The following is a 24505-nucleotide window of genomic DNA, read 5'->3' on the forward strand; positions in this document are numbered from 1 at the left end:
GCGGCCAGCCTGCGGGGTGGCCCGCTACGCGCGCGAGTGCTAGGAATCGCATATGGCGCAAGGATCCTCTCACGCACCACATCGCGTGGCGGTGATCGTCGACGAGGGCACCAACCCCTTCGAGGTCGGCGTCGCCACCGAGCTCTTCGGACTGCCGCGGCCCGAGCTCGGCCTCGCCGGGCCGCTGTACGACGTGACGCTGTGCGCGCCCGCGCGCGAGGTGCGGATGAACCACGGCTTCTTCACGCTGACCGGCGTGCCCGGCCTGGACGCGGCCGACGCGGCCGACACCCTCGTCGTGCCCGGCCGCCCGGACAACGTCGTCCCGCGCGGTCAGGCCGTGCTCGACGCCATCCGGCGCGCGCACGCGCGTGGGGCCCGTGTCCTGAGCCTGTGCACCGGAAGCTTCGCGCTCGCCGAGGCGGGGCTGCTCGACGGACGCCGGGCCACCACCCACTGGCGGTGGGCCGACCTCTTCCGTGAGCTCCATCCGAAGGTGCTGCTCGAACCGGACGTGCTCTTCGTCGACGAGGGCGACATCCTGACCGCCGCGGGCAGCGCCGCCGCGCTCGACCTGTGCCTGCATGTCGTACGGCGGGACCATGGCGCGGAGGTCGCCAACGCGGTCTCCCGGCGGCTCGTCTTCGCCGCGCACCGGGACGGCGGGCAGAAGCAGTTCGTGGAGCGGCCGCTGCCGGACGTGCCGGACGAGTCGCTGGCCCCGCTGCTGGCCTGGGCGCAGGCACGGCTGGGGGAGCAGCTGACGGTGGCCCGTCTGGCGGCCCGCGCGGCGGTGTCGCCGGCCACCTTGCACCGGCGCTTCAAGGCGCAGCTCGGGACGACGCCGCTGGCCTGGCTGACAGGGGAGCGGGTGGCGCTGGCGTGCCGGCTGATCGAGCGCGGCGAGGAACGGCTGGACGTGGTGGCGGCCCGCAGCGGGCTGGGCACCGCGGCGAACCTCCGCGCGCGGGTGCGGCGCGAGACCGGGCTCAGCCCCTCGGCCTACAGACGGCGTTTCGGACCGGGCGGCGGGGAACCTCTGGTGTCATGAGATTCCTCGTACGCGACCGGCTTCTCGGCTTCGGTGACGACTACTGGATCGAGGACGACCGGGGCAGCAAGGTGTTCCTCGTCGACGGCAAGGCGATGCGGCTGCGGGACACCTTCGAGCTGAAGGACAGCCAGGGGCACGTCCTGATCGACATCCACCAGAAGATGCTCGCGCTGCGGGACACGATGGTGATCGAGCGGGGCGGGGAGCCGCTCGCGACGATCCGCCGCAAGCGGCTGTCGCTGCTGCGCAACCACTACCGGGTGGCCCTGGCCGACGGCAGCACGGAACTCGACGTCAGCGGCAAGATCCTGGACCGGGAGTTCGCCATCGAGTACGACGGCGAACTGCTCGCGGTGGTCTCCCGACGGTGGCTGCACGTCCGGGAGACGTACGGCGTGGACGTCGTACGGGACGACGCGGACCCGGCGCTGCTGATCGCGGTGACGGTGTGTGTGATCCACCTGGCGGAGAAGGAACGCGGGGACGACTGAGACCGGGGCGGCGGCCGGAGCCGACGGTCGGCGACACGGCGGCGGCCGAGCCGACGGTCAGCGTCGCGGCGGCGGCCGAGCCGACAGTCAGTGTCGCGGCGGCGCCAGCCCCAGCACTCGGTCCTTCAGCGCCGGGAACTGATCCCGGGTCACCGCGGCCTTCCCCGGGTCGAACTCCACCGTGAGGACCTCCTCACCCGCGCCGGCCTCGGCCAGCACCTCGCCCCACGGATCGACCACGATCGAGTGACCGGCCTGCGGAACCGAGGCGTGGGTCCCGGCCGTTCCACAGGCGAGCACGAACGCCTGGTTCTCCACCGCCCGCGCCTGAGCCAGCAGCGTCCAGTGCGCCCGGCGGCGCTCCGGCCAGCCCGCCGGGACGACCAGGGTCTCGGCGCCGGCGTCGACGAGGCCGCGGAAGAGTTCGGGGAATCGGAGGTCGTAGCAGGTGGCCACGCCGAGCGTGGTCTCGGGCAGACGGACCGTCACCAGTTCCTCGCCCGCGCTCATCAGCACGGCCTCGCCCTTGTCGAAGCCGAACCGATGGATCTTGCGGTAGGCGGCGACGAGATCACCGGAGGGGGAGAAGACGAGAGAGGTGTTGTAGAGCGGCCCGTCCGGGTCCCGCTCGGGAATCGAGCCCGCGTGCAGCCACACGCCGGCGTCGCTCGCCGCCTTCGCCATGGCGTCGTGGGTCGGCCCTTCGAGCGGCTCGGCCTCGTCGGCGAACCCCTCGTAGGCGAACGCCCCGGTGGTCCACAGCTCGGGCAGCACGACCAGATCGGCACCGGCCTGTTCCCGCACGAGTGACGCTACGCGACCGCGGCGCGATTCGACCGATTCGCCCTCGTTGACGTCGATCTGGAGGAGAGAGGCGCGCACACTACCACCGTCCTGGCATTCGAGCCGTCCATACGGGCCTACGATCGTCACACGAAAGCACTGCCGGGGTGCCTCACAGCAGCGTAACTTAGCGTTCCAAGACACCCGCCGCCTCCCACTGGCACCGCCGCCAACTTGCCCGTGTACCGACGTACCAACCGCCGAGGGGTCCCGTTCCGTGAGTCTGCATCCCACCCTCCAGCCCTACGCCGACGCCTGGACCCACTCCATCGAAGCGATATCCGAGCTGGTGACGCCGCTTGTGGAGGGCGAGTGGAACCGGCGCACGCCCTGCCCCGGCTGGTCGGTGCGCGACGTGGTGTCCCACGTCATCGGCCTGGACTGCGAGATGCTCGGCGACCCGCGCCCCATCCACACGCTCCCGCGCGACCTCTTCCACGTCACCAACGACCACCAGCGCTACATGGAGATGCAGGTCGACGTACGCCGCCATCACACGGCGCCGGAGATGACCTCCGAGCTGGAGTACACGGTCATCCGCCGCAACCGCCAGCTGCGCAACGAGTCCCGCGACCCCGGCACGAAGGTGCGCGGCCCGCTCGGCACGGAGCTCACCCTCGAGGAGTCCATGCGCGGCCACGCCTTCGACATCTGGGTGCACGAACAGGACCTGCGCACCGCCCTCGGCCGCCCCGGCAACCTCGACTCCCCCGGCGCGCAGGTGGCGCGTGACGTCCTTCTGTCCCGGCTGCCCGACGTCGTCGCCGCCAAGGCCGACGCGCCCCGCAGCTCGGCCGTCGTCTTCGACGTGCACGGCCCCATCGAGTTCCTGCGCACGATCCGCGTCGACATCCAGGGCCGCGGCACCCTGGAGACGGCTCCCGCCCTCGGCCCCGCCGCCACCCTCACCCTCGACTGGGAGACGTTCTTCCGTCTGGCCTGCGGCCGTGTCACGCCGGAGGCGGTCGCGGACCGGCTGAAGACGGAGGGCGACCCGGACCTGACGAGGGCGATCCTGCGCAACTTCACGGTGACGCAGTAGGGGATCTCGCCGCGTCGGCGATCCTCTGTGGGCGGCGGGGGCGAAAACCGCTGTCGTCCGCTGCCCGCCCACGGCTACCGTCCCCGCCGTGACCGATACCGACAGCACGACCACCCGTCCCCCGCGGCTGACCCGACTGACCTTCCACGGTCCGTTGTCCGAGGCGCGGGCCCACGGGCTCGTCCGGCGACTGACCCGTACGCGTCCCAGGACCGTCCTCGACATCGGCTGCGGCTGGGGCGAGTTGATGCTCCGGGTCCTGGCGGCCGCGCCGGAGGCGACGGGTATGGGCCTGGACCTCAACGCGGAGGATCTCGCCCGCGGTCGCCGAGGCGCCGAGGACCGCGGACTGGCGGACCGGGCCGAGTTCGTCGAGGAGTCCGCCACCGGCACCGCACGCGGGCCCGCCGACCTCGTCCTGTGTGTCGGGGCGAGCCATGCCCTGACCGTGACCGAGCCTCCCGGCCACCTCACCGAGGCGCTGAGCGCACTGCGCCGCCTGGTCACCGACGACGGCCGGGTCCTGCTCGGCGAGGGCTTCTGGCAGCGCACGCCAACCGTCGGCGAACTCGGGGGCATGTGGCCCGGGGCCGGGGCGAGCGACCACCACGACCTCGCCACGCTGCTCGATCTCGCGGTCGAGGCCGGCTTCCGCCCCGAGTGGACGGAGACGGCGAGCCTCGACGAGTGGGAGGAGTTCGAGTCGGCGTACCAGGCGGACGCCGAGGTGTGGCTGGCGCAGCACCCCGGTCACCCCCTGGCGGAGGAGACCCGCGAGCGCCTGGAGAGGCATCGCGGCCAGTGGATGAGCTACCGCGGGGTCCTCGGCCTCGCCTATCTCACGCTGGTCCCCGTGCGCTGACTCAGGCGGGCACGTGCACGGTCTCCACCCGGCTCGCCACCAGCCGTTCCCGCTCCCTGCGCGCCGCGCGCCTCCGCAGCCGCAGGATCTGGCTGACACCCAGCGCCTGGAGGACGAACACCACCGAGAAGGCGATCCGGTAGTCGCCCCCGGTCGCGTCCAGCAGCACCCCGACCGCGAACAGGGTCGTCATAGAGGCCACGAAGCCGCCCATGTTGGTGATGCCGGACGCCGTCCCCTGGCGCTCCGGCGGATTCGCCGGCCGGGCGAAGTCGAAGCCGAGCATGGAGGCCGGCCCGCACGCCCCGAGCACGGTGCACAGCACGACCAGCAGCCACATCGGAGCGGTCTGCGCGGGCCAGGCCAGCGTCGTCGCCCACAGCGTCGCCGTCGCCGCGACGGTCCCGAGCGCCAGCGGGAGGCGCGCCTCGTGGTGCCGGGCGACGATCTGGCCGTAGACCAGGCCCACCACCATGTTGGACAGGACGACGAGGGTGAGGAGTTCACCGGCGCTCGACCGGGACAGGCCCTGCGCCTCCACCAGGAAGGGCAGCCCCCACAGCAGCAGGAACACCATCGCCGGGAACTGGGTCGTGAAGTGCACCCACAGCCCCATCCGGGTGCCCGGCTCCCGCCAGGACGCGGCGATCTGACGCCGGACGTAGGCCGCCCCCTGATGCGGGAACGGCTCCGGCTCGTGGCCCTCGGGGTGGTCCTTCAGGAACAGGAGCAGCAGGACCAGTACGACCACGCCGGCGCCGGCGCTCCCCGCGAACGCCGCCGTCCAGCCCACCCCGTGCAGCAGCCGGGCCAGCACCAGCGTGGAGACGAGGTTGCCCGCCATGCCCACGAGACCGGCGAGTTGGGCGATGAGCGGACCGCGCCGGGCCGGGAACCAGCGGGTGCCGAGCCGCAGCACGCTGATGAACGTCATGGCGTCGCCGCAGCCGAGCAGGGCGCGGGAGGCGAGGGCCATGCCGTACGACGGGGAGAAGGCGAAGCCGAGTTGGCCCGCGGTGAACAGGACCGTGCCGATGGCCAGCACCTTCTTGGTGCCGAGCCGGTCGACGAGCAGGCCGACGGGTATCTGCATGCCCGCGTACACGAGCAACTGGAGGATCGAGAACGTCGACAGGGCCGAGGCGTTCACGTCGAAGCGGTCCGCGGCGTCGAGGCCGGCGACCCCCAGCGACGTACGGAAGATGACGGCGACGAAGTAGACCGAGACGCCTATGCCCCAGACGGCGACGGCGCGGCGGCCGCCCGGAGGGTCGCCCGGCAGGGCGGTCGACCTCATCGCTCCTCACCCCGCGCGAGGTGCGAGAACCAGTCGATGTGCCGGTGCATCACCGCGACGGCCGCCTCGGCGTCCCCGGAGCGCAGGGCCGTCAGGATCTCCTCGTGCTCGGAGAGCGTCTTGGCGATCCGGTCGGGGTGGGAGTGCATGATGGCGACGCCCATGCGCAGTTGCCGGTCGCGCAGTTGGTCGTAGAGCCGCGACAGGATCTCGTTGCCGCCGCTGCGGACGATCTCGGCGTGGAAGCAGCGGTCGGTGACGGCGGCCGCGGCGAGGTCGCCGGCGGCGGCCTGGGTCTTCTGCTGGGCGAGCAGTTCCTCCAGGCGCGCGATGAGTCCGGGGGGCGCGGGCACGACCTTGCGCGCCGCGTGCTCCTCGACGAGGATCCGCGTCTCCACGACGTCCTTGATCTCCTGCGCGGAGACCGGCAGGACCAGGGCGCCCTTCTTCGGGTAGAGCTTGATGAGCCCCTCGACCTCCAGCCGCAGCAGCGCCTCGCGCACCGGAGTGCGCGACACACCGACGGCCTCCGCCAGCTCGCCCTCGGTGAGCAGGGTCCCGCCTTCGTAACGGCGGTCCAGGACGCCCTGTTTGACGTGGGTGTAGACGCGGTCGGCGGCAGGGGGCTGCTTGAGGGGCGCGGGCGGGGCGGAAGGCATGCCCACAGCATAGATACAACACGTACGCATGGCGGCGCCCGTCCAGCATCCGGACCTCCGAGAAACCCTCCGGCAAAGAAGCAACATTCATGCCAGCCGTTGCACAACCTTGTGTGCTACTTACGTGTCACACACGTACGGCCCGGCTTTCTTCCCCTGCCAACTTGGCCGTATATTCGGGGCATTTCGACGCAATCGGGGTATTTAGTTGATCACCGCCACCAAGGGACTCCGTGTCCGCAGAGCCGTCGCCGTCGTCGCGACGGCGGGCGCCATGTTCGCCACCGGCGCCCTCACCGCGGCGCCCGCGCAAGCCGTTACGACGCCCACCATCACCGCCCCAGGCGGGTATCTGATGAACGGCGCGACCGGTGCGACGCTGTTCACCAAGGCCGCCGACACCAAGCGGCTCACGGCCTCCACCACGAAGATCATGACCGCCAAGGTCGTGCTCTCGCAGACGAACCTGAACCTGGACACCAAGGTGACCATCCGCAGGGAGGTCAGCGACTACATCGTCTCCCGGGGCGCCTCCTCGGCCCGGCTGATCGTCGGTGACAAGGTCACCGTCCGCCAGCTGCTCTACGGGATGATGCTGCCGTCCGGCTGCGACGCCGCGATGGCCCTCGCCGACAAGTTCGGCTCCGGCACCACGGTCAAGGCCCGCACCGCCAACTTCATCGGCAAGATGAACACCATGGCCAAGAGCCTGGGCATGACCAACACGCACTTCGACTCGTTCGACGGCATAAGCAATGGCTCCAACTACTCGACGCCGCGCGACCTGACGAAGCTCGCGCGCAGCGCGATGAAGAGCACCACGTTCAAGGCCGTCGTGAAGACCAAGTCCTACACGGCCAAGACCATCACCAGTTCCGGGTCCACCCGCACCATGGCGACCTGGTACAACACGAACACCCTGCTCGGCTGGAACGGCACGCTCGGCATCAAGACCGGCTCGGGCACCGAGGCCAAGTACTGCCTCGTCTTCGCCGCCACGCTCAACGGCGAGTCGGTGATGGGCGCCGTCCTCACCGCGTCCTCCGCGGACAACCGCACGGCGGATGTGAAGAAGCTGATCAACTACGGCTACGCCCGTATCAGCTGACGCGTATCTCACATGCAAAGGGGCGGCCACTGAGGAGGTGGCCGCCCCTTTCGCCGTCACCCGTGGCTCACGCCCAGGTGATCAACCGCTTCGGCTGCTCCAGGATCGCCGCCACGTCCGCGAGCACCTTGGAGCCCAGCTCCCCGTCCACCAGGCGGTGGTCGAAGCTGAGCGCCAGCGTCGTGACCTGACGCGGCTTCACCTTGCCCTTGTGGACCCACGGCTGGAGCTTGATCGCACCGACCGCGAGGATCGCGGACTCGCCGGGGTTGAGGATCGGGGTGCCGGTGTCGACGCCGAAGACGCCGACGTTGGTGATGGTCACCGTGCCGCCCTGCATCGCGGCGGGGGTGGTCTTGCCCTCCCGCGCCGTGGACACCAGCTCGCCGAGCGCCTCGGCCAGCTGCGGGAGCGTCTTGGCGTGGGCGTCCTTGATGTTCGGGACGATCAGACCGCGCGGGGTGGCCGCCGCGATGCCCAGGTTCACGTAGTGCTTCTGCACGATCTCCTGGTTGGCCTCGTCCCAGGACGCGTTGACGTCCGGGTTGCGCTTGATCGCGACCAGCAGGGCCTTGGAGATGAGCAGCAGGGGGTTCACGCGCAGGCCCGCGAACTCCTTGTCCTCCTTGAGCTCCTCGACCAGCTTCATCGTGCGCGTCACGTCCACCGTCACGAACTCCGTGACATGCGGGGCCGTGAACGCCGAGCCGACCATCGCCGCCGCCGTCGCCTTGCGGACGCCCTTGACCGGGATACGGGTCTCGCGCGCCGTGTCGTACGCGACCACCGGCGCCGGGGCCGCGGCGGGCGCGGTGACCGGGGCGGCCGGGGCCGCCTGGGGTGCCGGTTCGGCGGCCGGGGCCACCGCCGCGTGGACGTCCTCGCGGGTGATGATGCCGTCAGGGCCGGTCGGGGTCACCGTGGCCAGGTCGACGCCCAGGTCCTTCGCCAGCTTGCGCACCGGCGGCTTCGCCAGCGGCCGGGGCGGTGCCGCCTCGGGGGCGGGACCGTGGCCGTTCAGCTCGGCCTGGAGGGCCTGCGCCGCGGGCTCCTGGCGCGGGACGTCGGCCCCCTTGCGCGGGCGGCGCTTGGTGGAGGTCTGGGCCACGCCGTAGCCGACGAGCACCGGCTGGCGGCCCGAACCCTCGGCCTTGGGCTCCTCGGCCGGGGCCTGCGGCTGCGCGGCCGGCTCCTCGGTCACGGGCGGCGCCCCGCCCGCGACGTCCACGGCGATGATCGCCGTACCGACGTCCACCGTCGTGCCCTCGGGGAAGCGCAGCTCACGGACCACCCCGTCGTACGGGATGGGCAGTTCCACGGCCGCCTTGGCCGTCTCGACCTCGCACACCACCTGGCCGTCGGTGACCGTGTCGCCCGGCTGGACGTACCACTTGAGGATCTCCGCCTCGGTGAGTCCCTCGCCCACGTCGGGCATCTTGAACTCGCGCACGGACGCTTCAGTCATCGTCGTCACGACCCTCTCCTCAGTACGCCAGGGCACGGTCGACGGCGTCGAGCACCCGGTCCAGGCCCGGCAGGTACTCCTCCTCCAGACGCGCCGGCGGATACGGGGCGTGGTAACCGCCCACCCGCAGCACCGGGGCCTCCAGATGGTAGAAGCAGCGCTCCGTGATCCGGGCGGCGATCTCCGCGCCCGAACCGAAGAACACGGGGGCCTCGTGGACCACGACCAGACGGCGGGTCTTCTCCACGGACGCCTGGATGGAGTCGAAGTCCAGCGGGGAGACCGAGCGCAGGTCCAGGACCTCCAGGTTGCGGCCCTCCTCGGCGGCCGCGTCGGCGACCTCCTGGCAGAGCTTGACCATCGGGCCGTACGCGGCCAGCGTGAGGTCGGTGCCCTCGCGGACGACCCGCGCCTTGTGCAGCGGGCCGGGGATGGCCTCGGTGGCGACCTCGCCCTTGTCCCAGTAGCGCCGCTTGGGCTCGAAGAAGATCACCGGGTCGTCGCTCTGGATGGCCTGCTGCATCATCCAGTACGCGTCCGACGCGTTGGACGGGCTGACGATCTTCAGGCCCGCGACGTGCGCGAACAGGGACTCGGGGGACTCGCTGTGGTGCTCGACCGCGCCGATGCCGCCGCCGTAGGGGATGCGGACGACGACGGGCAGCTTGACCTTGCCCAGCGAGCGCGCGTGCATCTTGGCGAGCTGCGTGACGATCTGGTCGTACGCCGGGAAGACGAAGCCGTCGAACTGGATCTCCACCACCGGGCGGTAGCCGCGCAGGGCGAGGCCGATCGCCGTGCCCACGATGCCCGACTCGGCCAGCGGGGTGTCGATGACCCGGCTCTCGCCGAAGTCCTTCTGCAGACCGTCGGTGACGCGGAAGACGCCGCCGAGCTTGCCGACGTCCTCGCCCATCACGAGGACCTTGGGGTCGGCGTCCAGGGCGCGGCGCAGCGACTCGTTGATCGCCTTCGCCAGAGCCATCTTTTCGGCTGCCATGGTCAGACCCCCTCTACGTCCGCGAACGACGCCTGGTAGGCGGCGAACTGGGCGCGCTCCTCGTCGACGAGCGCGTGCCCGTCCGCGTACACGTTCTCGAAGATGGCGAAGTGGTCTGGGTCCGGCATGGCGCGGACCGCCTCGCGCACTCGTTTGCCCAACGCCTCGCTCTCGGTCTCCAGTTCCGCGAAGAATCCCTCGTCCGCGTGGTTTGAGGCCTCGAGGTAGCGGCGAAGGCGCAGGATCGGGTCCTTCGCCTCCCAGGACTGGCGCTCCTCGTCACCCCGGTAGCGGGTGGGGTCGTCGGAGGTGGTGTGGGCGCCCATGCGGTAGGTGTACGCCTCGACCAGCGTGGGTCCCTCGCCGGCGCGGGCGCGCTCCAGCGCCCACTTCGTCACGGCCAGGCAGCCCAGGACGTCGTTGCCGTCGACGCGGACGCCGGGGAAGCCGTAGCCCTGTGCGCGCTGGTAGAGCGGCACGCGGGTCTGCTTCTCGGTCGGCTCGGAGATCGCCCACTGGTTGTTCTGGCAGAAGAACACCACGGGCGCGTTGTAGACCGCGGAGAAGGTGAAGGACTCGGCCACGTCGCCCTGGCTGGAGGCGCCGTCGCCGAAGTAGGCGATGACCGCGCTGTCCGCGCCGTCCTTGGCGATGCCCATCGCGTAGCCGGTGGCGTGCAGCGTCTGGGAGCCGATGACGATCGTGTACAGCTGGAAGTTGTTGCTGTTCGGGTCCCAGCCGCCGTTGTTCACGCCGCGGAACATGCCGAGCAGGTTGGTCGGGTCGACCCCGCGGCACCAGGCGACGCCGTGCTCGCGGTAGGTCGGGAAGACGTAGTCGTCCTCGCGGGTGGCCCGGCCGGAGCCGATCTGGGCGGCCTCCTGGCCGAGCAGCGACGCCCACAGGCCCAGCTCGCCCTGGCGCTGCAGGGAGGTGGCCTCGGCGTCGAAGCGTCGGGTGAGCACCATGTCGCGGTAGAGGCCGCGGAGCTCTTCGGGGGTGATGCCGGCGACGTACTTGTCGTATTCGGCGTTCTTGACGCGCTTGCCCTCGGGCGTCAGCAATTGCACGAGCTCGGGATCGGATCCCGTCGTTTTCCGTGCGGTTGTGGTCTTGCCGGCCGTGCTCTTGGTACCGGCGCTGCGTCGCGGCTTTCGCGCGGCAGTGCTCTCCACGGTCACGTGTGCTCCTCCGTCGGTCCGGCTACCCCGGGTTCGCCGAGGGCCTGGGGGTCCCCCCAGCTCCGTTCAGGAGCCTGGGGGAGCGGCTCACCTGCCGCCCCTCGGACGCACGGGGTTGGGTGCGGCTCGATGGGGACAGGCGTGACAGGTGCCCCGGCGAGCGCCCTGCAAAAGGCACGTTACCCAGTGCTCCACATTTCTGTGAAACCCCTCCTGACCTGCGATTTTGCTTGGATTTCCAAGTAAATCTCGAAAGTCGGGAACAACTCCTGGTCACAGCCTTGCAGGGGGCCGGAACAACGGCACGTTATATCGGTGAGCCAGGCCACGGGAAGAGTCGCCGGGTCGCAGATCACCGGCGAGTTCACCTGAATGGAGATCAGGAATTGGGCCCGGGCCCATTGATCGGCACCGCGACCGGAAGTGACTGTCGGCGACTGCCGACGACCGCCTGTGACAACGCCCAGCTCACGGGCCGGGCCGTTGCCCTAGCATCGGCGCGTGCCGCGCTCCTGTGTACCACCCCTTGTACCTCACACGCCCCCTCTGGGCGCCCTTCTGCGCCAGTACTCCGCCGGTTCCGTGCTCGCCTGCGACCCCGTCGACCAGGGCCTGCTGAACCGCGGCTACCGGCTGCGCACGACCCGCGGCCGGTACTTCCTCAAGCAGCACTACGACCCCGAGACCGCCGACCCGGCCGCCATCGCCCGCCAGCACCGGGCGACCCGGCGCCTGGCCGCCCTGGGCGTCCCGGTGGCCCCGGCGCTGGCCGGCCGGGACGGACGTACGGTCACCGTCGTCGGCGGCCACGCCTACGCGCTGCACCCCTGGATCGACGGCCGGCACCGCCACGGCGGCCAGCTCACCCTCGGGCAGTGCGCGCGGCTGGGGGCGTTGTTAGGCGTCGTGCACGCGAGCCTGGAGCGGGTGATGCCGGTGGAGGGGCGGGCGCCGGTCGAGAGCGCCGACCCCGCCGAGACGTTCACGCTCATCGAGGACCTGCTCGGCCGGGTACGCCGTCACCACCCCGCCGACCGCTTCGACGCACTCGCCCGCCACCGTCTCCTGGAACGCCGCGACCTCCTGGAACGGCACGCCGGCCGGCGTCCTGCGCGCGGCACCTCGGTCGGCTGGGTGCACGGCGACTTCCACCCCTTCAACCTGCTCTACCGCGGCGACGCCCCCGTCGCGATCGTCGACTGGGACCGGCTCGGCGTGCAGCCCCGCGCGGAGGAGGCCGTACGCGCCGCCGCGATCTTCTTCGTACGGCCCACGGGGGCGCTCGACCTCGCGCGGGTACGGGCCTACACGCGCGCGTACCGGCGTACGGCAGTCGCGACCCCCGCCGAGCTCGCGGCGGCCGCGCACCGCGTGTGGTGGGAGCGGCTCAACGACTTCTGGATGCTGCGCTGGCACTACGAGCGCGGCGACACCCGCGCGGACCGGCAGTTCCCGGCGGCCTCGGCGCTGGCGGTGTGGTGGACCCGGGAGTACGACGCGGTGCGCGAGGCCTTCACGGACTGACCGGGATGGGGCAATGCCGGGCAAACTCCACGCGCGCGTGGAGCCCGTTTCCGGGCCGCACGCGCGCGTGAGGTCGATCAGCCGGGGTCCGTGCCGGCCAGCGGGTCAGGCCTCGCCGCCGCCACCACCCGTCGGCGCCGTCGGCAGGGTTGGCGGCGCGGTGGGCTCGTCCGTCGGCTCCGCCGTGGTCGGCTCCTCCGTCGGCTCCTGCGTCGTCGGGTCCGTCGTCGGCTCCTCGGTGGGGTCCTGCGTCGGCTCCTCGGTCTCCGTGTACGTCGGCTCCTCGGTCGGCGTGTAGTCCGGGTCGGTGCCCGTGCCGCTGCCGTCGTCGGTGGCCTCGTCGGTCGGCTCCTCGGTCGCCTCGTCGGTCGGCTCGTCGGTCGCCTTGTCCTCGTCGGTGGTCTGCGAGGTGGTCGGCTTCTGCGTGGTGCCGTCACCGCCGCCACCCCCGCCACCGCCGTTTTTCAGCGCCAGCGCGACGCCCACCGCGATCGCGATCACCGCGAGGACGGCGAGGATCCACAGCTTGCCGCGGCCGCCGCCCCGGTTGCCGTGCCCCTCGAAGCCGCCGTCGTCCCCGCCGCCGTAGCCGGCGGGCAGGATCGGCTGCGGGATCTGCGTCGTGCCGGAGGCCGGGGTGCCCGGGTGCCCCATGACGGTCGTGTTCGCGAAGCCCGCGGCCGGGGTGTGCCGACCGTCGTGCATGGTCACCGGGCCGGTGTTCCAGGTGCCGGTGTGGCCGCCCTGGTCGTACAGCATCTGCAGGCCGTACTGGACGAGGCCGCGCATCTCCTCGGCCGTCTGGAACCGGTCGTCCGGCTCCTTGGCGAGCGAGCGCATGACCAGGCCGTCGAGCTCCGGCGGCGTGGCGTCGGAGACCTCGGACGGCGGGGTCGGGATGTCCTGGACGTGCTGGTAGACGACCGACAGCGGGGTCTCGCCGGTGAACGGCGGGCGCAGCGCGAGCAGTTCGTACAGAAGGCAGCCGGTCGCGTAGAGGTCCGAGCGGTGGTCGACGGCCTTGCCGAGCGCCTGCTCGGGCGACAGGTACTGCGGGGTGCCCATGACCATGCCGGTCTGCGTCATCGTGGACTGCGCGCCGTGCAGGGCGCGGGCGATGCCGAAGTCCATCACCTTCACCGCGCCGTTGTTGGTGATGATGACGTTGGCCGGCTTGATGTCGCGGTGCACGATGCCGTGCTGGTGCGAGTAGGCGAGGGCCTCCAGGACGCCGGAGACGATGATCAGCGCCTGCTCGGGGCCGGGTGCCTCGGCATTGATGAGGAGGTCGCGGATCGTGCGGCCCTCGACGATCTCCATGACGATGTACGGCACGCTCTGGCCGTTCACGAAGTCCTCGCCGGAGTCGTACACGGCGACGATCGCGTGGTGGTTGAGACCGGCGACGGACTGCGCCTCGCGCGTGAAGCGGGCCTTGGACACCGGGTCCTCGGCGAGGTCGGAGCGCAGCAGTTTGACCGCCACGGTGCGCCCGAGACGCACGTCCTCGGCCGCGAACACCTCGGCCATGCCGCCCCGGCCGAGTCTGCGGGTCAGCCTGTAACGGCCGTCCCCGACAAGTCCGCCATTACCCCACATTTCCGGCGCGTCTGACATACCGCCGCCAGCCGCCTCGGGGTCGGACGGGCCCTGAGCGCGCTGCTGCTGTGCCATCAGTCCTCGCCGTCGTTTCTGCCCGCGGTGCGCGCGGTGTTGTTACGGTCTCCGTCGGCCACGCTACAGCCTCTGCGCAAGCCACCGGTCCGAGACGGTCGCCCCAACCGGACGGAGACAGACCGGCCATGAAACCCGCACCCCGTCGTCTCGTGCAAATTCTGTGCACCGACCGTACGGCCCCTGTAACGCTTCCGCGACGCTCCCTTCGCGTACGGTCACGGAACGGGCACCGCGCTTGACCTGTCAGTGCCGTGGGGCAGACTTGGCCGGGAATAGCACATTGGATCACTCGGGATCACTCGGTCCACGGGTCGCAGGGCGCCCGAGAGGGTACGGGGGACGCAGAACATGAGCCAGGACGGCGCACACGGCGGCACCGCGGGGCGATCACTGGCCGGCGGCCGCTACCAACTGCGCGACTTGCTCGGGCAGGGCGGCATGGCCGCGGTGCATCTCGCGTACGACTCCGTGCTCGACCGGCAGGTCGCGATCAAGACCCTGCACACCGAGCTCGGCCGCGAGCAGGCGTTCCGCGAGCGCTTCCGCCGCGAGGCGCAGGCAGTGGCCAAGCTCACGCACACCAATATCGTCTCGGTCTTCGACACGGGCGAGGACACCGTCGAGGGCATGACGACGCCGTACATCGTCATGGAGTACATCGAGGGCCGCCCGCTCAGCTCGGTCTTCGACGAGGACGTACGGCAGTTCGGCGCGGTGCCCGCCGACAAGGCACTGAAGATCACCGCGGACGTGCTCGCCGCGCTGGAGATCAGCCACGAGATGGGGCTGGTCCACCGCGACATCAAGCCGGGCAACGTGATGCTGAACAAGCGTGGCGTGGTCAAGGTGATGGACTTCGGCATCGCGCGCGCCATGCAGTCCGGCGTGACGTCGATGACGCAGACCGGCATGGTCGTCGGCACCCCGCAGTACCTCTCGCCCGAGCAGGCGCTCGGCCGGGCCGTGGACGCCCGCTCCGACCTGTACTCGGTCGGCATCATGCTGTTCCAACTCGTCACCGGGCGGCTGCCGTTCGACGCGGACTCCCCGCTGGCGATCGCGTACGCGCATGTGCAGGAGGAGCCGGTCGCTCCGTCCTCCATCAACCGCGCGCTGCCGCCGGCCGTGGACGCGCTGGTCGCCCGCGCGCTGAAGAAGAACCCGAACGAGCGCTTCCCGAGCGCCGAGGCCATGCGCGACGAGTGCCTGCGCGTGGCCGCGTCCTTCCAGGCCGCCCCGCCGAGCATCGTGCCGGGCGCGCAGACGCAGAGCGGTCAGGGCGTCGGCGCCTCCGTCTTCCCGCCGGTCGGCCAGACGCCGCCGCCCGGCGGCCCGGTCCAGACGCCGTACCAGCCGGCTCCGGCGCCGAATCCGTACGGCACCCCGCCGCCGTCCGCGCCCTCCCCGGCGTACGGCTATCCGCAGCAGCCCGGCTTCCAGACCCCCGCGCCGACGGGGTACTCCCCGCAGCCGGGCCACGCGACGCCGCCGCCGTACTCCATCTCGCCGCAAACGCGGAGCACTTCGGGCGGCGGCAGGAGCAACAAGCCGGTGATCATCGGCTCGCTCGTCGTGTCCGTGGTCGCGGTGGTCGGTCTGATCGCGGCGCTGACGCTCAACGGCGGCGGCTCCGAGGACGACGCGGGCGGCGGCGGCTCGACCCCCACGCCGTCGGTGACGAAGAAGGCGGGATACCGCGAGGGGGACACCTCGAAGACCGTCGAGACGACGGACTGCACCGAGCCGTCGGAGTCGTACACCGACCCGGACCGCGTGACGATGCCGAGCTTCACGTTCAAGTACTGGCCGTCGGTCGTCGAGTGCCTCGACGCCGCCGGGTGGGAGTACGAGAAGGTCGACGTCGAGGAGAACACCTACGGTCAGGGCACCGTCATGGAGCAGTCGCCCGAGGCGCGCACGGACTTCGACCCGGACGACCCGCCGACGTTCACGTTCCGCGTCTCCACGGGCAACCCGCAGTGACGTCCGCGCAGTGAAAGGGCCCGGCAGCATCTGGCTGCCGGGCCCTTCGCGGATCTGGGGCGCTGACTACAGGTAGGGCCCGCCGGAGCGGCCGCCCGGGTGCTGCTCGCCGTCCTCGTGGCCGCCGACGCCCGGGGGCAGGGCGCGGCGCATCTGCTCCAGCTGGGCCCGCGCGGCCATCTGCTGGGCGAAGAGCGTGGTCTGGATGCCGTGGAAGAGGCCTTCCAGCCAGCCGACCAACTGGGCCTGCGCGATGCGCAGTTCCGCGTCGGAAGGGGTCCCCTCGTCCGTGAAGGGCAGGGAGAGCCGCTCCAGCTCCTCGACGAGCTCCGGGGCCAGGCCGTCCTCCAGTTCCTTCACCGAACTGGCGTGGATCTCCTTCAGCCGGACCCGGCTCGCCTCGTCCAGAGGTGCGGCGCGTACCTCTTCGAGCAGCTGCTTGATCATGCTGCCGATCCGCATGACCTTCGCCGGCTGCTCGACCTGCTCCGTCACCGGGATCTCGCGGGAGTCCTCGTCTCCGTTGCCGCCGGTGAGCGCCATCCCGTCCTGGCCGACAACCAGGATCTGGGGGTTCTCGGGCGACCTTTCGTTCCTCGGCATCTCCATGCCGCCATTCTCTCGCACCCGTACAGCTCATCATCGTGGTGCCCCCTGTGTGGGGTGATCCACCGTTTACGTCGGTGTGGATTTCGTCAAACCCCGCCGACGCCGGTCCGCCCGGGGATTGGATCGGGTGGCGGAGTCCGGAATGCCGGGTGCGCCGGCTGCTGTGAGGGTTGTTCCATGACTTCATGGCCGGGGGCGGTGCGGGGGCGTACGCGAGTGGCTTCCTGCGGGCCGCGCGCCTTGGCGGGGCGGGCGGGACCGTTGGCCGTGGTGGTGGCGGGGCTGGTCGTCACACTGTGCGGGCCCGGGGTGGCGTACGGCTTCGACGACCCGGTCGGAGGGGCGCCGACGGCGGTGTCCTCCGGGTCCGCGGTGATGCCCCGGCCGTGGTCCGTCCGTTCCTCGGAGCCGGCGGACTCGCCGTCGGCCGGCACCGGGACGGCGGCCGAGGGCCCGCCCGCGTCCGCGTCTCCGGAGGCGTCCGGGACCTCCTCGCTCCCCTCGGCCCCCTCCGCTTCCTCGTCCGCGTCGGCGTCCTCGTCCGGGCAGGCATCCGGGAAGGCCTCCGGGAAGGCGGCGAAGCCCAGGAAGTCGGCCTCGCCTTCCGCGCTGGGGCCCGGCGCGTCCCGCCCCACCCCGTCCGACAAGCCCTCCCGGGCCGGGAGCCGGGCCGGAGAGGGGCGGGAGCGACCGGGGCGGGAGAAGGGACCGCTGGAGGACGAGGAGGTGGGGAGGAAGAAGCCGGGCGGCGACAGGGAGGGCGACGGATCGGGGATGCGGGACAGGCGTGAGGGAGAGGGAGAGGGAGAGGCCGAGGGGCGGGGTGACGGCGAGCGCGGCCGCGTGCCCGAGAGCTCGGACGCCGCCGACGCCCCCGCCCAGGACCCGTCGCCCGCCACCCCGTCGGCCCGCCCCGCCGGCCGGCCCGTCCCGCGCGCCGAGGCCCCCACCGGGCCCGTCCTCGAACTCCTGCCGCTGGGCACCGGCCTCGTCCTCATCGGCCTCGGCCTGGGCCTCGCCTTCGTGGGGCTTCGGCTTCGGCGCGGCTAGGGGGTGCCGGGCCAGGAGGTGCCTGGCCTAGAGGTGCCTGGCCAAGAGATGCCTGGCCAAGAGGCGCCGGGCCTAGAGGCGCCGGGCCCAGAGGTGCCTGGCCAAGAGGCGCCAGGCCCAGAGGCGCCGTCAGTCCTACGGCACCACGAGGAGCACCTTGCCGACATGCCCGCTCTCCTCCACCACCCGGTGTGCCTCGGCCGCGTCGTTCATGGGGATTTCGCGGTCGACGACGGGGCGTACCTGACCGGCGTCCAGCAGGGGCCAGACGTGTTCGCGTACGGCCGCGACGATCGCCGCCTTCTCGGTGAGCGGGCGGGCGCGCAGCGAGGTCGCGCTGATGGCGGCGCGCTTGCCCAGGAGCGCGCCGATGTTCAGCTCGCCCTTGATGCCGCCCTGCATGCCGATGATGGCGAGCCGCCCGTTGACGGCCAGGGCCTGGATGTTGCGGTCGAGGTACTTGGCGCCCATGTTGTCGAGGATGACGTCGGCCCCGTTTCCGTCGGTGGCCTTCGCGATCTCGGCGACGAAGTCCTGTTCCCGGTAGTTGACCAGGATGTCGGCGCCCAGCTCGGCACACCGGTCCAGCTTCTCCTTGCTGCCCGCCGTGACGGCGACCTTGGCGCCGACGGCCTTGGCGAGCTGGATCGCCATGGTGCCGATGCCGCTGGAGCCACCGTGCACGAGCAGCGTCTCGCCGGGCCGCAGGTGGGCGATCATGAAGACGTTGGACCAGACCGTGCAGACCACCTCGGGCAGCGCGGCGGCCTGCGTCGGGCTCACGCCCTTGGGCAGGGGCAGCAGCTGACCGGCCGGCACGGCGACCTTCTCGGCATAGCCGCCGCCCGAGAGCAGCGCGCACACCTCGTCGCCGACGGCCCAGCCGGAGACCCCCGGGCCGATCTCGGCGATCCGTCCGGAGCACTCCAGGCCGGGGTAGGGGGAGGCGCCGGGCGGCGGGTTGTAGAAGCCCTGTCGCTGCAGGATGTCGGCACGGTTGACGGCGCCGGCCACCACCTCGACCAGCACCTCGCCCTCGCCGGCGACGGGGTCGGGGACCTCGTCCCACACCAGCGCCTCGGGCCCACCAGGTTCGGGAATCGTGATCGCATACATGGGACGGACGCTACCCCTCGGCCGCACGCCGGATCCCTTCGAAAATCCCTGTGCGCGGCCGATGAGTTTGCGCGACCGTAAAAGTCTCCCCATGCGTAGGCCAAGAGCGCGGAAGGACCACTCGGAAGGAACCCGACAGCATGATCACGCAGACGACGTCCGGTCTCGCCATCGAGACCGCGGGCCTGGTGAAGACGTTCGGTGAGACACGGGCCGTCGACGGCGTGGACCTCGCGGTTCCGGCCGGCACGGTCTACGGCGTCCTCGGCCCGAACGGCGCCGGCAAGACCACCACGGTGAAGATGCTCGCCACCCTCCTACGACCCGACGGCGGCGAGGCCCATGTCTTCGGGCACGACGTCGTCCGCGAGGCCGACGCGGTGCGCGGCAGGGTGAGCCTCACCGGCCAGTACGCCTCCGTGGACGAGGACCTCACCGGCACCGAGAACCTGGTCCTGCTGGGCCGGCTCCTCGGGCACGGCAAGAGCGCCGCGCGCGAGCGCGCCGCGCAGCTGCTGGAAGCCTTCGGGCTGACGGACGCGGCCGGGAAGCAGGTCAAGAACTACTCCGGTGGCATGCGGCGCCGTATCGACATCGCCGCGTCCATCCTCAACACCCCGGACCTGCTCTTCCTGGACGAGCCGACGACCGGCCTCGACCCGCGCAGCCGCAACCAGGTGTGGGACATCGTGCGCGCGGTCGTCGCCCAGGGCACCACCGTGCTGCTGACCACGCAGTACCTCGACGAGGCCGACCAGCTGGCGTCCCGGATCGCCGTCATCGACCGCGGCAAGGTGATCGCCGAGGGGACCAAGGGCGAGCTCAAGGCTTCCGTCGGCGCCGGGTCCGTCCATGTGCGGCTGCGCGATCCGGAGCAGCGGCCGCAGGCCCAACAGGTGCTGCGGCTGGCCCTGGACGCGGAGGTGCAGCTGGAGCCCGACCCGGTGGCCCTCACCGCCCGCGTCGGATCCGGGATCGCCAATGGTCAGGGCGGGGCGGAGCAGGCGGGCCGCGCGCTCGCCGAGCTGGCCCGGGCCGGCATCACCGTCGACAACTTCTCGCTCGGTCAGCCCAGCCTGGACGAGGTGTTCCTCGCCCTCACCGGACACGACACCCACGAGACCGAGAACGGCAGCGCCGACAGGCACGACAAGAACGACCGGGACGACAGGAACGACCGGGACGACAGGAACGACCGCGACGAGAAGAACAAGGTGACGGCATGAGCACGGTGACGCAGACCGAGAGCAAGGACCTCGCCCCCGTCAGCGCCGAGTCGCTCGCCGCACTGCTGGTCGCGAAGGAACGCCCGCCGCGGCCGAGCGCCTGGTCGGCCTCGATGACCTTCGGCTGGCGCGCGATCCTGAAGATCAAACATGTGCCGGAGCAGCTCTTCGACGTCACCGCGTTCCCGATCATGATGGTGCTGATGTACACGTACCTGTTCGGGGGCGCCCTGGCCGGGTCCCCGGGGGAGTACATCCAGTTCCTGCTGCCGGGCATCCTGGTGATGTCGGTAGTGATGATCACCATGTACACGGGCGTCTCGGTGAACACCGACATCGAGAAGGGCGTCTTCGACCGGTTCCGTTCGCTGCCGATCTGGCGGCCGTCGACCATGGTCGGCTATCTGCTGGGCGACGCCCTGCGCTACACCATCGCGTCCGTGGTCATGCTCACCGTCGGCATGATCATCGGCTACCGCCCGGACGGCGGGGTGGGCGGCGTCATCGCCGGGATCGCCCTGCTGGTCGCCTTCTCGTTCGCCTTCTCCTGGGCCTGGACGATGTTCGGCCTGCTGCTGCGCAGCGAGAAGTCGGTGATGGGCGTCAGCATGATGGTGCTGTTCCCGCTGACCTTCCTGTCGAACATCTTCGTCGACCCCAAGACCATGCCGGGCTGGCTCCAGGCGTTCGTTAACAACAGCCCCATCACCCATCTGGCCTCGGCCGTGCGCGGGCTGATGGCGGGCGACTGGCCGGCCGGCGAGGTCGCCTGGTCGCTGGGCTGGGCGGCCCTGTTCGTGCTGGTCTTCGGGCCGATCACGATGCGGCTGTACAACCGCAAGTAGGGCCCGGCCTCAGAGGGGCTTCATCCCCGGGGGCAGACGCCGGTCATCAGGTGTGACCTGAGTGGCCGGCGTCGCCCGCACGATGGTGATGAGGCGGTCCGTCAACTCCAGTGTCCCGACGGCCGCATCGTCGTATCCGAGCACCCGGTGCCCGCGGATGACGCTGACCACCAGGTCGTCGGTCTGCCGCGGGGTCTTGCCCACCTCGGCCTTTATGACCGGCCGTTCGATGATGTCGAGCCCGGTGCCCTGGTGGATCAGATCCTCCAGCACCATGCCGGCGGCGGGGCTGAGCACGGACAGACCGAGCAGCCGCCCGGCCGCGCTGGCGCTGGTGATGACCGCGTCGGCGCCGGACTGCTTCAGCAGCGGCGCGTTCTCCTCCTCCCGCACCGCGGCCACGATCTTCGCGCCACGGTTGAGCTGCCGGGCCGTCAGTGTCACCAGCACGGCCGTGTCGTCCCGCTGGGTCGCGATGATGATCTTCCGGGCCCTGTGCACCTCGGCCCGCTTCAGGACCTCGCTGCGGGTCGCGTCGCCCGTGATCCCGGCGTACCCCTCCGCGACGGCAGCCTCGATCACCTTGGAACTAGGGTCGACCACGACGACCTGGTCCTTCTTCAGGCCGGTGGCGCAGACGGTCTGGATCGCCGAACGCCCCTTCGTACCGAAACCGACGACGACGGTGTGGTCGCGCAAGGTGGACCTCCAGCGGTTCAGGCGCCATTCCTCCCGGGTCCGTTCCGTGAGGACCTCGAGGGTGGTGCCGACCAGGATGATCAGGAACAGCACGCGCATGGGCGTGATGACGAAGATGTTGGTGAACCGGGCGGCGTCACTGACCGGGGTGATGTCGCCGTATCCGGTGGTGGAGAGGGTGACGGTCGCGTAGTAGAAGGAGTCGAGGAGATCGACCGAGCCGTCGGAGTTGTCGTTGTAGCCCTCATGGTCGGCGTAGACGATCAAAGCCGTGAGAACGAGCAGGAACAGCGCCAGCGTCACCCGCTTGGCCACCTGCCGGAACGGATGCTCCACGATCTTCTTCGGGAGCTTCACCCGATAGGTCTCGACCCGCTCGTCCGCCCGCCGCGCTATGGCGTCCTGGCCCGGAAGTTTCACGTGAAACACACCTCGATGCCGGCACTGGCCCAGGGCAGATCCAGCAGTTCCGCCTCCTGACCCGCACGCAGACCGCCCGGCGGCACGACGGCCACGGCGTCGGCCGCCGCCATGCCCCGCAGCATGGCCGGGCCCTGGTAGTGCAACGGCACCGCATGGTCACCTCGCAGCACGACCGGGATGAGCCGGGTGTCGTACGGGTGCCCGTGCGCCGCCTCCTTCAGGGGCAGCGTGTACGGCTCCGGGGCGGGGCGGGCCGCGAGGGTGCGCAGCATGGGCTCGGCCAGGGTGAGCAGGCCGGAGACGGCCGCCAGGGGGTTGCCCGGCAGGCCGACGAGGTGCTGGTTGTCCTTGGTGCGGGCCAGCAGCATGGGGTGACCGGGCCGCACCTTGACGCCGTCCACGAGGAGTTCGGCGCCGATGCGTTCCAGGGTGGGGTGGACATGGTCGACAGGGCCGGCCGCGGTGCCGCCGGTGGTGACGACGAGATCGGCCTCGGACTTGGTGAGGGCCTTGCGCAGGGCCTTGGCGTCGTCGCCGAGCCGGCGCACCGCGGTGACCTCGGCGCCGAGCGCGCGCAGCCAGGACGGCAGCATCGGGCCGAGGGCGTCACGGATGAGCCCGTCGTGCGGAAGCCCCTCCGTGAGCAACTCGTCACCCAGGATCAGCACTTCGACACGGGGGCGGGGCAGGGCGGTGAGGGTGTCGTATCCGGCGGCGGCCGCCAGGCCGAGCACGGCCGGGGTGACCAGGGTGCCCACGGCGAGCAGTTGATCGCCGTTACGGCACTCCTGGCCGCGCGGACGGATGTCCTGACCGTGCTGGATCTCGCGGGTGGCGTGCAGATGGCCCTTGGCGTCGATGTGGCCGTGCTCGCTGCGCAGGACTGCGGTGGTGTCCAGCGGGACGCGGGCGCCGGTCGCGATCCGGACGGCCTCGCCGTCGGTGAGCGACTCGGGCTCGGCGTGCCCGGCCAGCACTCCCTCCTCCCGTACGCCCCAGGGGCCGGGGCCCGCGACCGCCCAGCCGTCCATCGCCGAGGTGTCGAAGGACGGCAGGTCGGTGAGAGCGGTGAGGGGCGCGGCCAGCGTGAGGCCGAGCGCGGCGTCGAGGGGGACCGAGACCGGAGCGCGGCCGGCCGCCCGGCCGGCGGTCCGGGCGGCGCGGGCGGCGATGTCGCGGGCTTCGGGCCAGGCGGTGGCCCTGTGCTGCCGGTCCGCCCGGCCGGATCCCGGGTCCTGGGCCGGCGGGGCGGGTGGGGGCACCTTGTCGCCGGGCGTGCGGTGACCGTGGTCTTCGTTCACGAGGGCGAGCACCTCCTCGACATCGAGGTCCTCGGCGTCCTCGCCCGTCCGGATGCCGCGGGCGGTCATCCGGCGTCCGGGCGGGTGTCCGGGGTGGCGTCGGGGGCCGCGTCGGACTTGGCTGCCGCGGCCTCCTCGGCCCAGCGCAGGGCGAGCGCGGCGGCCTTGCGGGACGCCTCGGCGACGGCCTCGGGTCCGCCCTGGCCCTCGCCCGCCCGCGCTGCCGCGTAGCCGACGAGGAAGGTGGTCAGCGGGGCCGCGGGCCGCGCCACGCCGTGGGCGGCGTCGCGCGCGAGATCCAGCAGGACCTTGGTGTCGACCTCGAGGTCGATGCCCAGTTCGTCCTTGACTGCGGAAATCCATTCATCCAACACGTGCCCATGCTCCCTGATGCGTGCCCTGGCGGTGGCGATGTCGTCCCAGGTGTCGCAGTCGAAGGACGCGACGGGGTCGGGGACGCGGGTGAGGTCGAGCGCGCCGGTCAGCCGGCGCAGGGGGAGACCGGTGAGCCCGGCGCCCTCGGGACCGGCCGGGCCCTCCTGGCCGAGGGCGAGCGCGGCCAGTCGGCGGCGCAGCACGGGCGCGCGGTACGCGGCGACGAGCGGTTGGTCCCGGCCGCCCGCGTCGGTGATCAGGACCCCGTCGGCGCCGCCGGTCCGCAGCGCGGCCAGCAGCCGCCGTACCGTGCGCTCGTCGAGGAAGGGCAGGTCGGCCGACAGGACGACGACGTGTTCCGCCGTGGTGTGCCGCAGGCCGGCGTCGAGGGCGGCCAGCGGGCCGCCGCCGGGCGGGTCCTCGCGCGCCCAGGTCACCGGGCGGGCGGTGGGCCGGGGGTCGGCGACGACGACGGTGGTCCGCGCGTCGGCGCAGGCGGCGAGCACCCGGTCGAGCAGCGCCCGGCCGCCCACCTGGACGCCGGGCTTGTCCACCCCGCCGAGCCGGCGCGCGGCACCCCCGGCGAGGACCACGGCGTCGTACACGACGTCCTGTCCTGCGTCGGCGGCGCCCTGCGCGCCCCTCGGTTCGTACGCGGTCACCCCCCGAGTATGC

23 protein-coding genes are annotated in these 24505 nt (G+C 71.6%); 10 read left to right on the top strand and 13 right to left on the bottom strand.

Annotation, left to right across the window (positions count from 1 at the left end; all coding sequences use genetic code 11):
- The first annotated feature begins 52 nt into the window (after positions 1-52).
- Both ACIRD7_RS29770 and ACIRD7_RS29775 read left to right on the top strand, forming a co-directional pair.
- The gene (locus ACIRD7_RS29770) at positions 53-1051 is read left to right on the top strand and encodes a helix-turn-helix domain-containing protein (RefSeq protein WP_403458449.1); all 999 of its coding nucleotides are present in this window, start codon (positions 53-55) and stop codon (positions 1049-1051) included.
- Entirely contained in the window at positions 1048-1545 is a 498-nt protein-coding gene (locus tag ACIRD7_RS29775; RefSeq protein ID WP_403458450.1) for an LURP-one-related/scramblase family protein, read from the top strand. The genes ACIRD7_RS29770 and ACIRD7_RS29775 overlap by 4 nt, the downstream gene beginning before the upstream one ends.
- Before the next feature lie 87 nt (positions 1546-1632).
- Here ACIRD7_RS29775 and ACIRD7_RS29780 read toward each other — a convergent pair whose 3' ends face one another.
- Positions 1633-2427 (bottom strand): carbon-nitrogen family hydrolase, encoded by a 795-nt coding sequence (locus ACIRD7_RS29780; protein WP_403458451.1) that lies wholly within the window; start codon positions 2425-2427, stop codon positions 1633-1635.
- A gap of 178 nt (positions 2428-2605) precedes the next feature.
- On the opposite strand from ACIRD7_RS29780, the gene ACIRD7_RS29785 reads away from it, so the two are divergent.
- Complete coding sequence (locus tag ACIRD7_RS29785; RefSeq protein ID WP_403458452.1) at positions 2606-3430, top strand: maleylpyruvate isomerase family mycothiol-dependent enzyme; 825 nt, start codon at positions 2606-2608, stop codon at positions 3428-3430.
- An 88-nt stretch (positions 3431-3518) separates the two neighbouring features.
- Entirely contained in the window at positions 3519-4292 is a 774-nt protein-coding gene (locus tag ACIRD7_RS29790; protein WP_403458453.1) for an SAM-dependent methyltransferase, read from the top strand.
- Between the two features lies 1 nt (position 4293).
- Here the strand turns inward: ACIRD7_RS29790 and ACIRD7_RS29795 are convergent, their stop codons facing one another.
- Together ACIRD7_RS29795 and ACIRD7_RS29800 are read right to left on the bottom strand one after the other, a co-directional pair.
- Positions 4294-5589, bottom strand: coding sequence for a nitrate/nitrite transporter (locus ACIRD7_RS29795; protein WP_403458455.1), 1296 nt, complete (start codon positions 5587-5589; stop codon positions 4294-4296).
- Entirely contained in the window at positions 5586-6248 is a 663-nt protein-coding gene (locus tag ACIRD7_RS29800; RefSeq protein ID WP_403458456.1) for a GntR family transcriptional regulator, read from the bottom strand. Before ACIRD7_RS29800 ends, ACIRD7_RS29795 begins: the two co-directional genes overlap by 4 nt.
- A 208-nt stretch (positions 6249-6456) precedes the next feature.
- Here ACIRD7_RS29800 and ACIRD7_RS29805 point away from each other — a divergent pair, with 208 nt between their 5' ends.
- Positions 6457-7356, top strand: coding sequence for a D-alanyl-D-alanine carboxypeptidase family protein (locus ACIRD7_RS29805; protein ID WP_185932862.1), 900 nt, complete (start codon positions 6457-6459; stop codon positions 7354-7356).
- Positions 7357-7423: 67 nt separating this feature from the next.
- Here the strand turns inward: ACIRD7_RS29805 and ACIRD7_RS29810 are convergent, their stop codons facing one another.
- Genes ACIRD7_RS29810 through pdhA form a run of 3 tightly spaced genes read right to left on the bottom strand, consistent with a single transcriptional unit; the run spans position 7424 to position 11002 of the window.
- Positions 7424-8830: a dihydrolipoamide acetyltransferase family protein gene (locus tag ACIRD7_RS29810; protein WP_403458457.1), complete on the bottom strand. Its 1407-nt coding sequence runs from the start codon at positions 8828-8830 to the stop codon at positions 7424-7426.
- A gap of 10 nt (positions 8831-8840) precedes the next feature.
- Positions 8841-9821 (bottom strand): alpha-ketoacid dehydrogenase subunit beta, encoded by a 981-nt coding sequence (locus ACIRD7_RS29815; RefSeq protein ID WP_403458459.1) that lies wholly within the window; start codon positions 9819-9821, stop codon positions 8841-8843.
- 2 nt (positions 9822-9823) lie between these two features.
- Positions 9824-11002: a pyruvate dehydrogenase (acetyl-transferring) E1 component subunit alpha gene (gene pdhA / locus ACIRD7_RS29820; RefSeq protein WP_403458462.1), complete on the bottom strand. Its 1179-nt coding sequence runs from the start codon at positions 11000-11002 to the stop codon at positions 9824-9826.
- Between the two features lie 501 nt (positions 11003-11503).
- Between pdhA and ACIRD7_RS29825 the strand changes: the two genes are divergently transcribed.
- Positions 11504-12526: a phosphotransferase gene (locus ACIRD7_RS29825; RefSeq protein ID WP_403458464.1), complete on the top strand. Its 1023-nt coding sequence runs from the start codon at positions 11504-11506 to the stop codon at positions 12524-12526.
- Between the two features lie 105 nt (positions 12527-12631).
- Here the strand turns inward: ACIRD7_RS29825 and ACIRD7_RS29830 are convergent, their stop codons facing one another.
- The gene (locus ACIRD7_RS29830) at positions 12632-14200 is read right to left on the bottom strand and encodes a protein kinase (protein WP_403458465.1); all 1569 of its coding nucleotides are present in this window, start codon (positions 14198-14200) and stop codon (positions 12632-12634) included.
- 351 nt (positions 14201-14551) lie between these two features.
- Between ACIRD7_RS29830 and ACIRD7_RS29835 the strand changes: the two genes are divergently transcribed.
- Entirely contained in the window at positions 14552-16186 is a 1635-nt protein-coding gene (locus tag ACIRD7_RS29835) for a protein kinase (RefSeq protein ID WP_403458466.1), read from the top strand.
- Positions 16187-16252: 66 nt separating this feature from the next.
- Here ACIRD7_RS29835 and ACIRD7_RS29840 read toward each other — a convergent pair whose 3' ends face one another.
- Positions 16253-16795, bottom strand: coding sequence for a bacterial proteasome activator family protein (locus tag ACIRD7_RS29840; RefSeq protein ID WP_403458469.1), 543 nt, complete (start codon positions 16793-16795; stop codon positions 16253-16255).
- Between the two features lie 86 nt (positions 16796-16881).
- Positions 16882-17442 (bottom strand): hypothetical protein, encoded by a 561-nt coding sequence (locus ACIRD7_RS29845; protein WP_403458471.1) that lies wholly within the window; start codon positions 17440-17442, stop codon positions 16882-16884.
- Between the two features lie 127 nt (positions 17443-17569).
- On the opposite strand from ACIRD7_RS29845, the gene ACIRD7_RS29850 reads away from it, so the two are divergent.
- Positions 17570-17845 carry a hypothetical protein gene (locus tag ACIRD7_RS29850; protein WP_403458472.1) on the top strand — a complete coding sequence of 92 codons (276 nt, stop codon included), beginning with the start codon at positions 17570-17572 and terminating at the stop codon, positions 17843-17845.
- A gap of 135 nt (positions 17846-17980) precedes the next feature.
- Here ACIRD7_RS29850 and ACIRD7_RS29855 read toward each other — a convergent pair whose 3' ends face one another.
- On the bottom strand, positions 17981-18961 hold the full coding sequence (locus ACIRD7_RS29855; protein ID WP_403458473.1) for an NAD(P)H-quinone oxidoreductase: 981 nt from the start codon (positions 18959-18961) through the stop codon (positions 17981-17983).
- Between the two features lie 143 nt (positions 18962-19104).
- Here ACIRD7_RS29855 and ACIRD7_RS29860 point away from each other — a divergent pair, with 143 nt between their 5' ends.
- The gene (locus ACIRD7_RS29860; RefSeq protein ID WP_403458862.1) at positions 19105-20187 is read left to right on the top strand and encodes an ATP-binding cassette domain-containing protein; all 1083 of its coding nucleotides are present in this window, start codon (positions 19105-19107) and stop codon (positions 20185-20187) included.
- Complete coding sequence (locus ACIRD7_RS29865) at positions 20184-21032, top strand: ABC transporter permease (RefSeq protein WP_403458474.1); 849 nt, start codon at positions 20184-20186, stop codon at positions 21030-21032. Before ACIRD7_RS29860 ends, ACIRD7_RS29865 begins: the two co-directional genes overlap by 4 nt.
- A gap of 9 nt (positions 21033-21041) precedes the next feature.
- Here the strand turns inward: ACIRD7_RS29865 and ACIRD7_RS29870 are convergent, their stop codons facing one another.
- Genes ACIRD7_RS29870 through ACIRD7_RS29880 form a run of 3 tightly spaced genes read right to left on the bottom strand, consistent with a single transcriptional unit; the run spans position 21042 to position 24492 of the window.
- Positions 21042-22160: a potassium channel family protein gene (locus ACIRD7_RS29870; RefSeq protein WP_403458476.1), complete on the bottom strand. Its 1119-nt coding sequence runs from the start codon at positions 22158-22160 to the stop codon at positions 21042-21044.
- Complete coding sequence (locus ACIRD7_RS29875) at positions 22148-23524, bottom strand: molybdopterin molybdotransferase MoeA (RefSeq protein WP_403458477.1); 1377 nt, start codon at positions 23522-23524, stop codon at positions 22148-22150. Before ACIRD7_RS29875 ends, ACIRD7_RS29870 begins: the two co-directional genes overlap by 13 nt.
- Positions 23521-24492 (bottom strand): NTP transferase domain-containing protein, encoded by a 972-nt coding sequence (locus ACIRD7_RS29880; protein WP_403458480.1) that lies wholly within the window; start codon positions 24490-24492, stop codon positions 23521-23523. The genes ACIRD7_RS29875 and ACIRD7_RS29880 overlap by 4 nt, the downstream gene beginning before the upstream one ends.
- Positions 24493-24505: the final 13 nt, after the last annotated feature.

The organism is Streptomyces sp. NPDC093568, from assembly GCF_044764945.1.
In the GTDB taxonomy this organism is placed as follows: Bacteria; Actinomycetota; Actinomycetes; order Streptomycetales; family Streptomycetaceae; genus Streptomyces.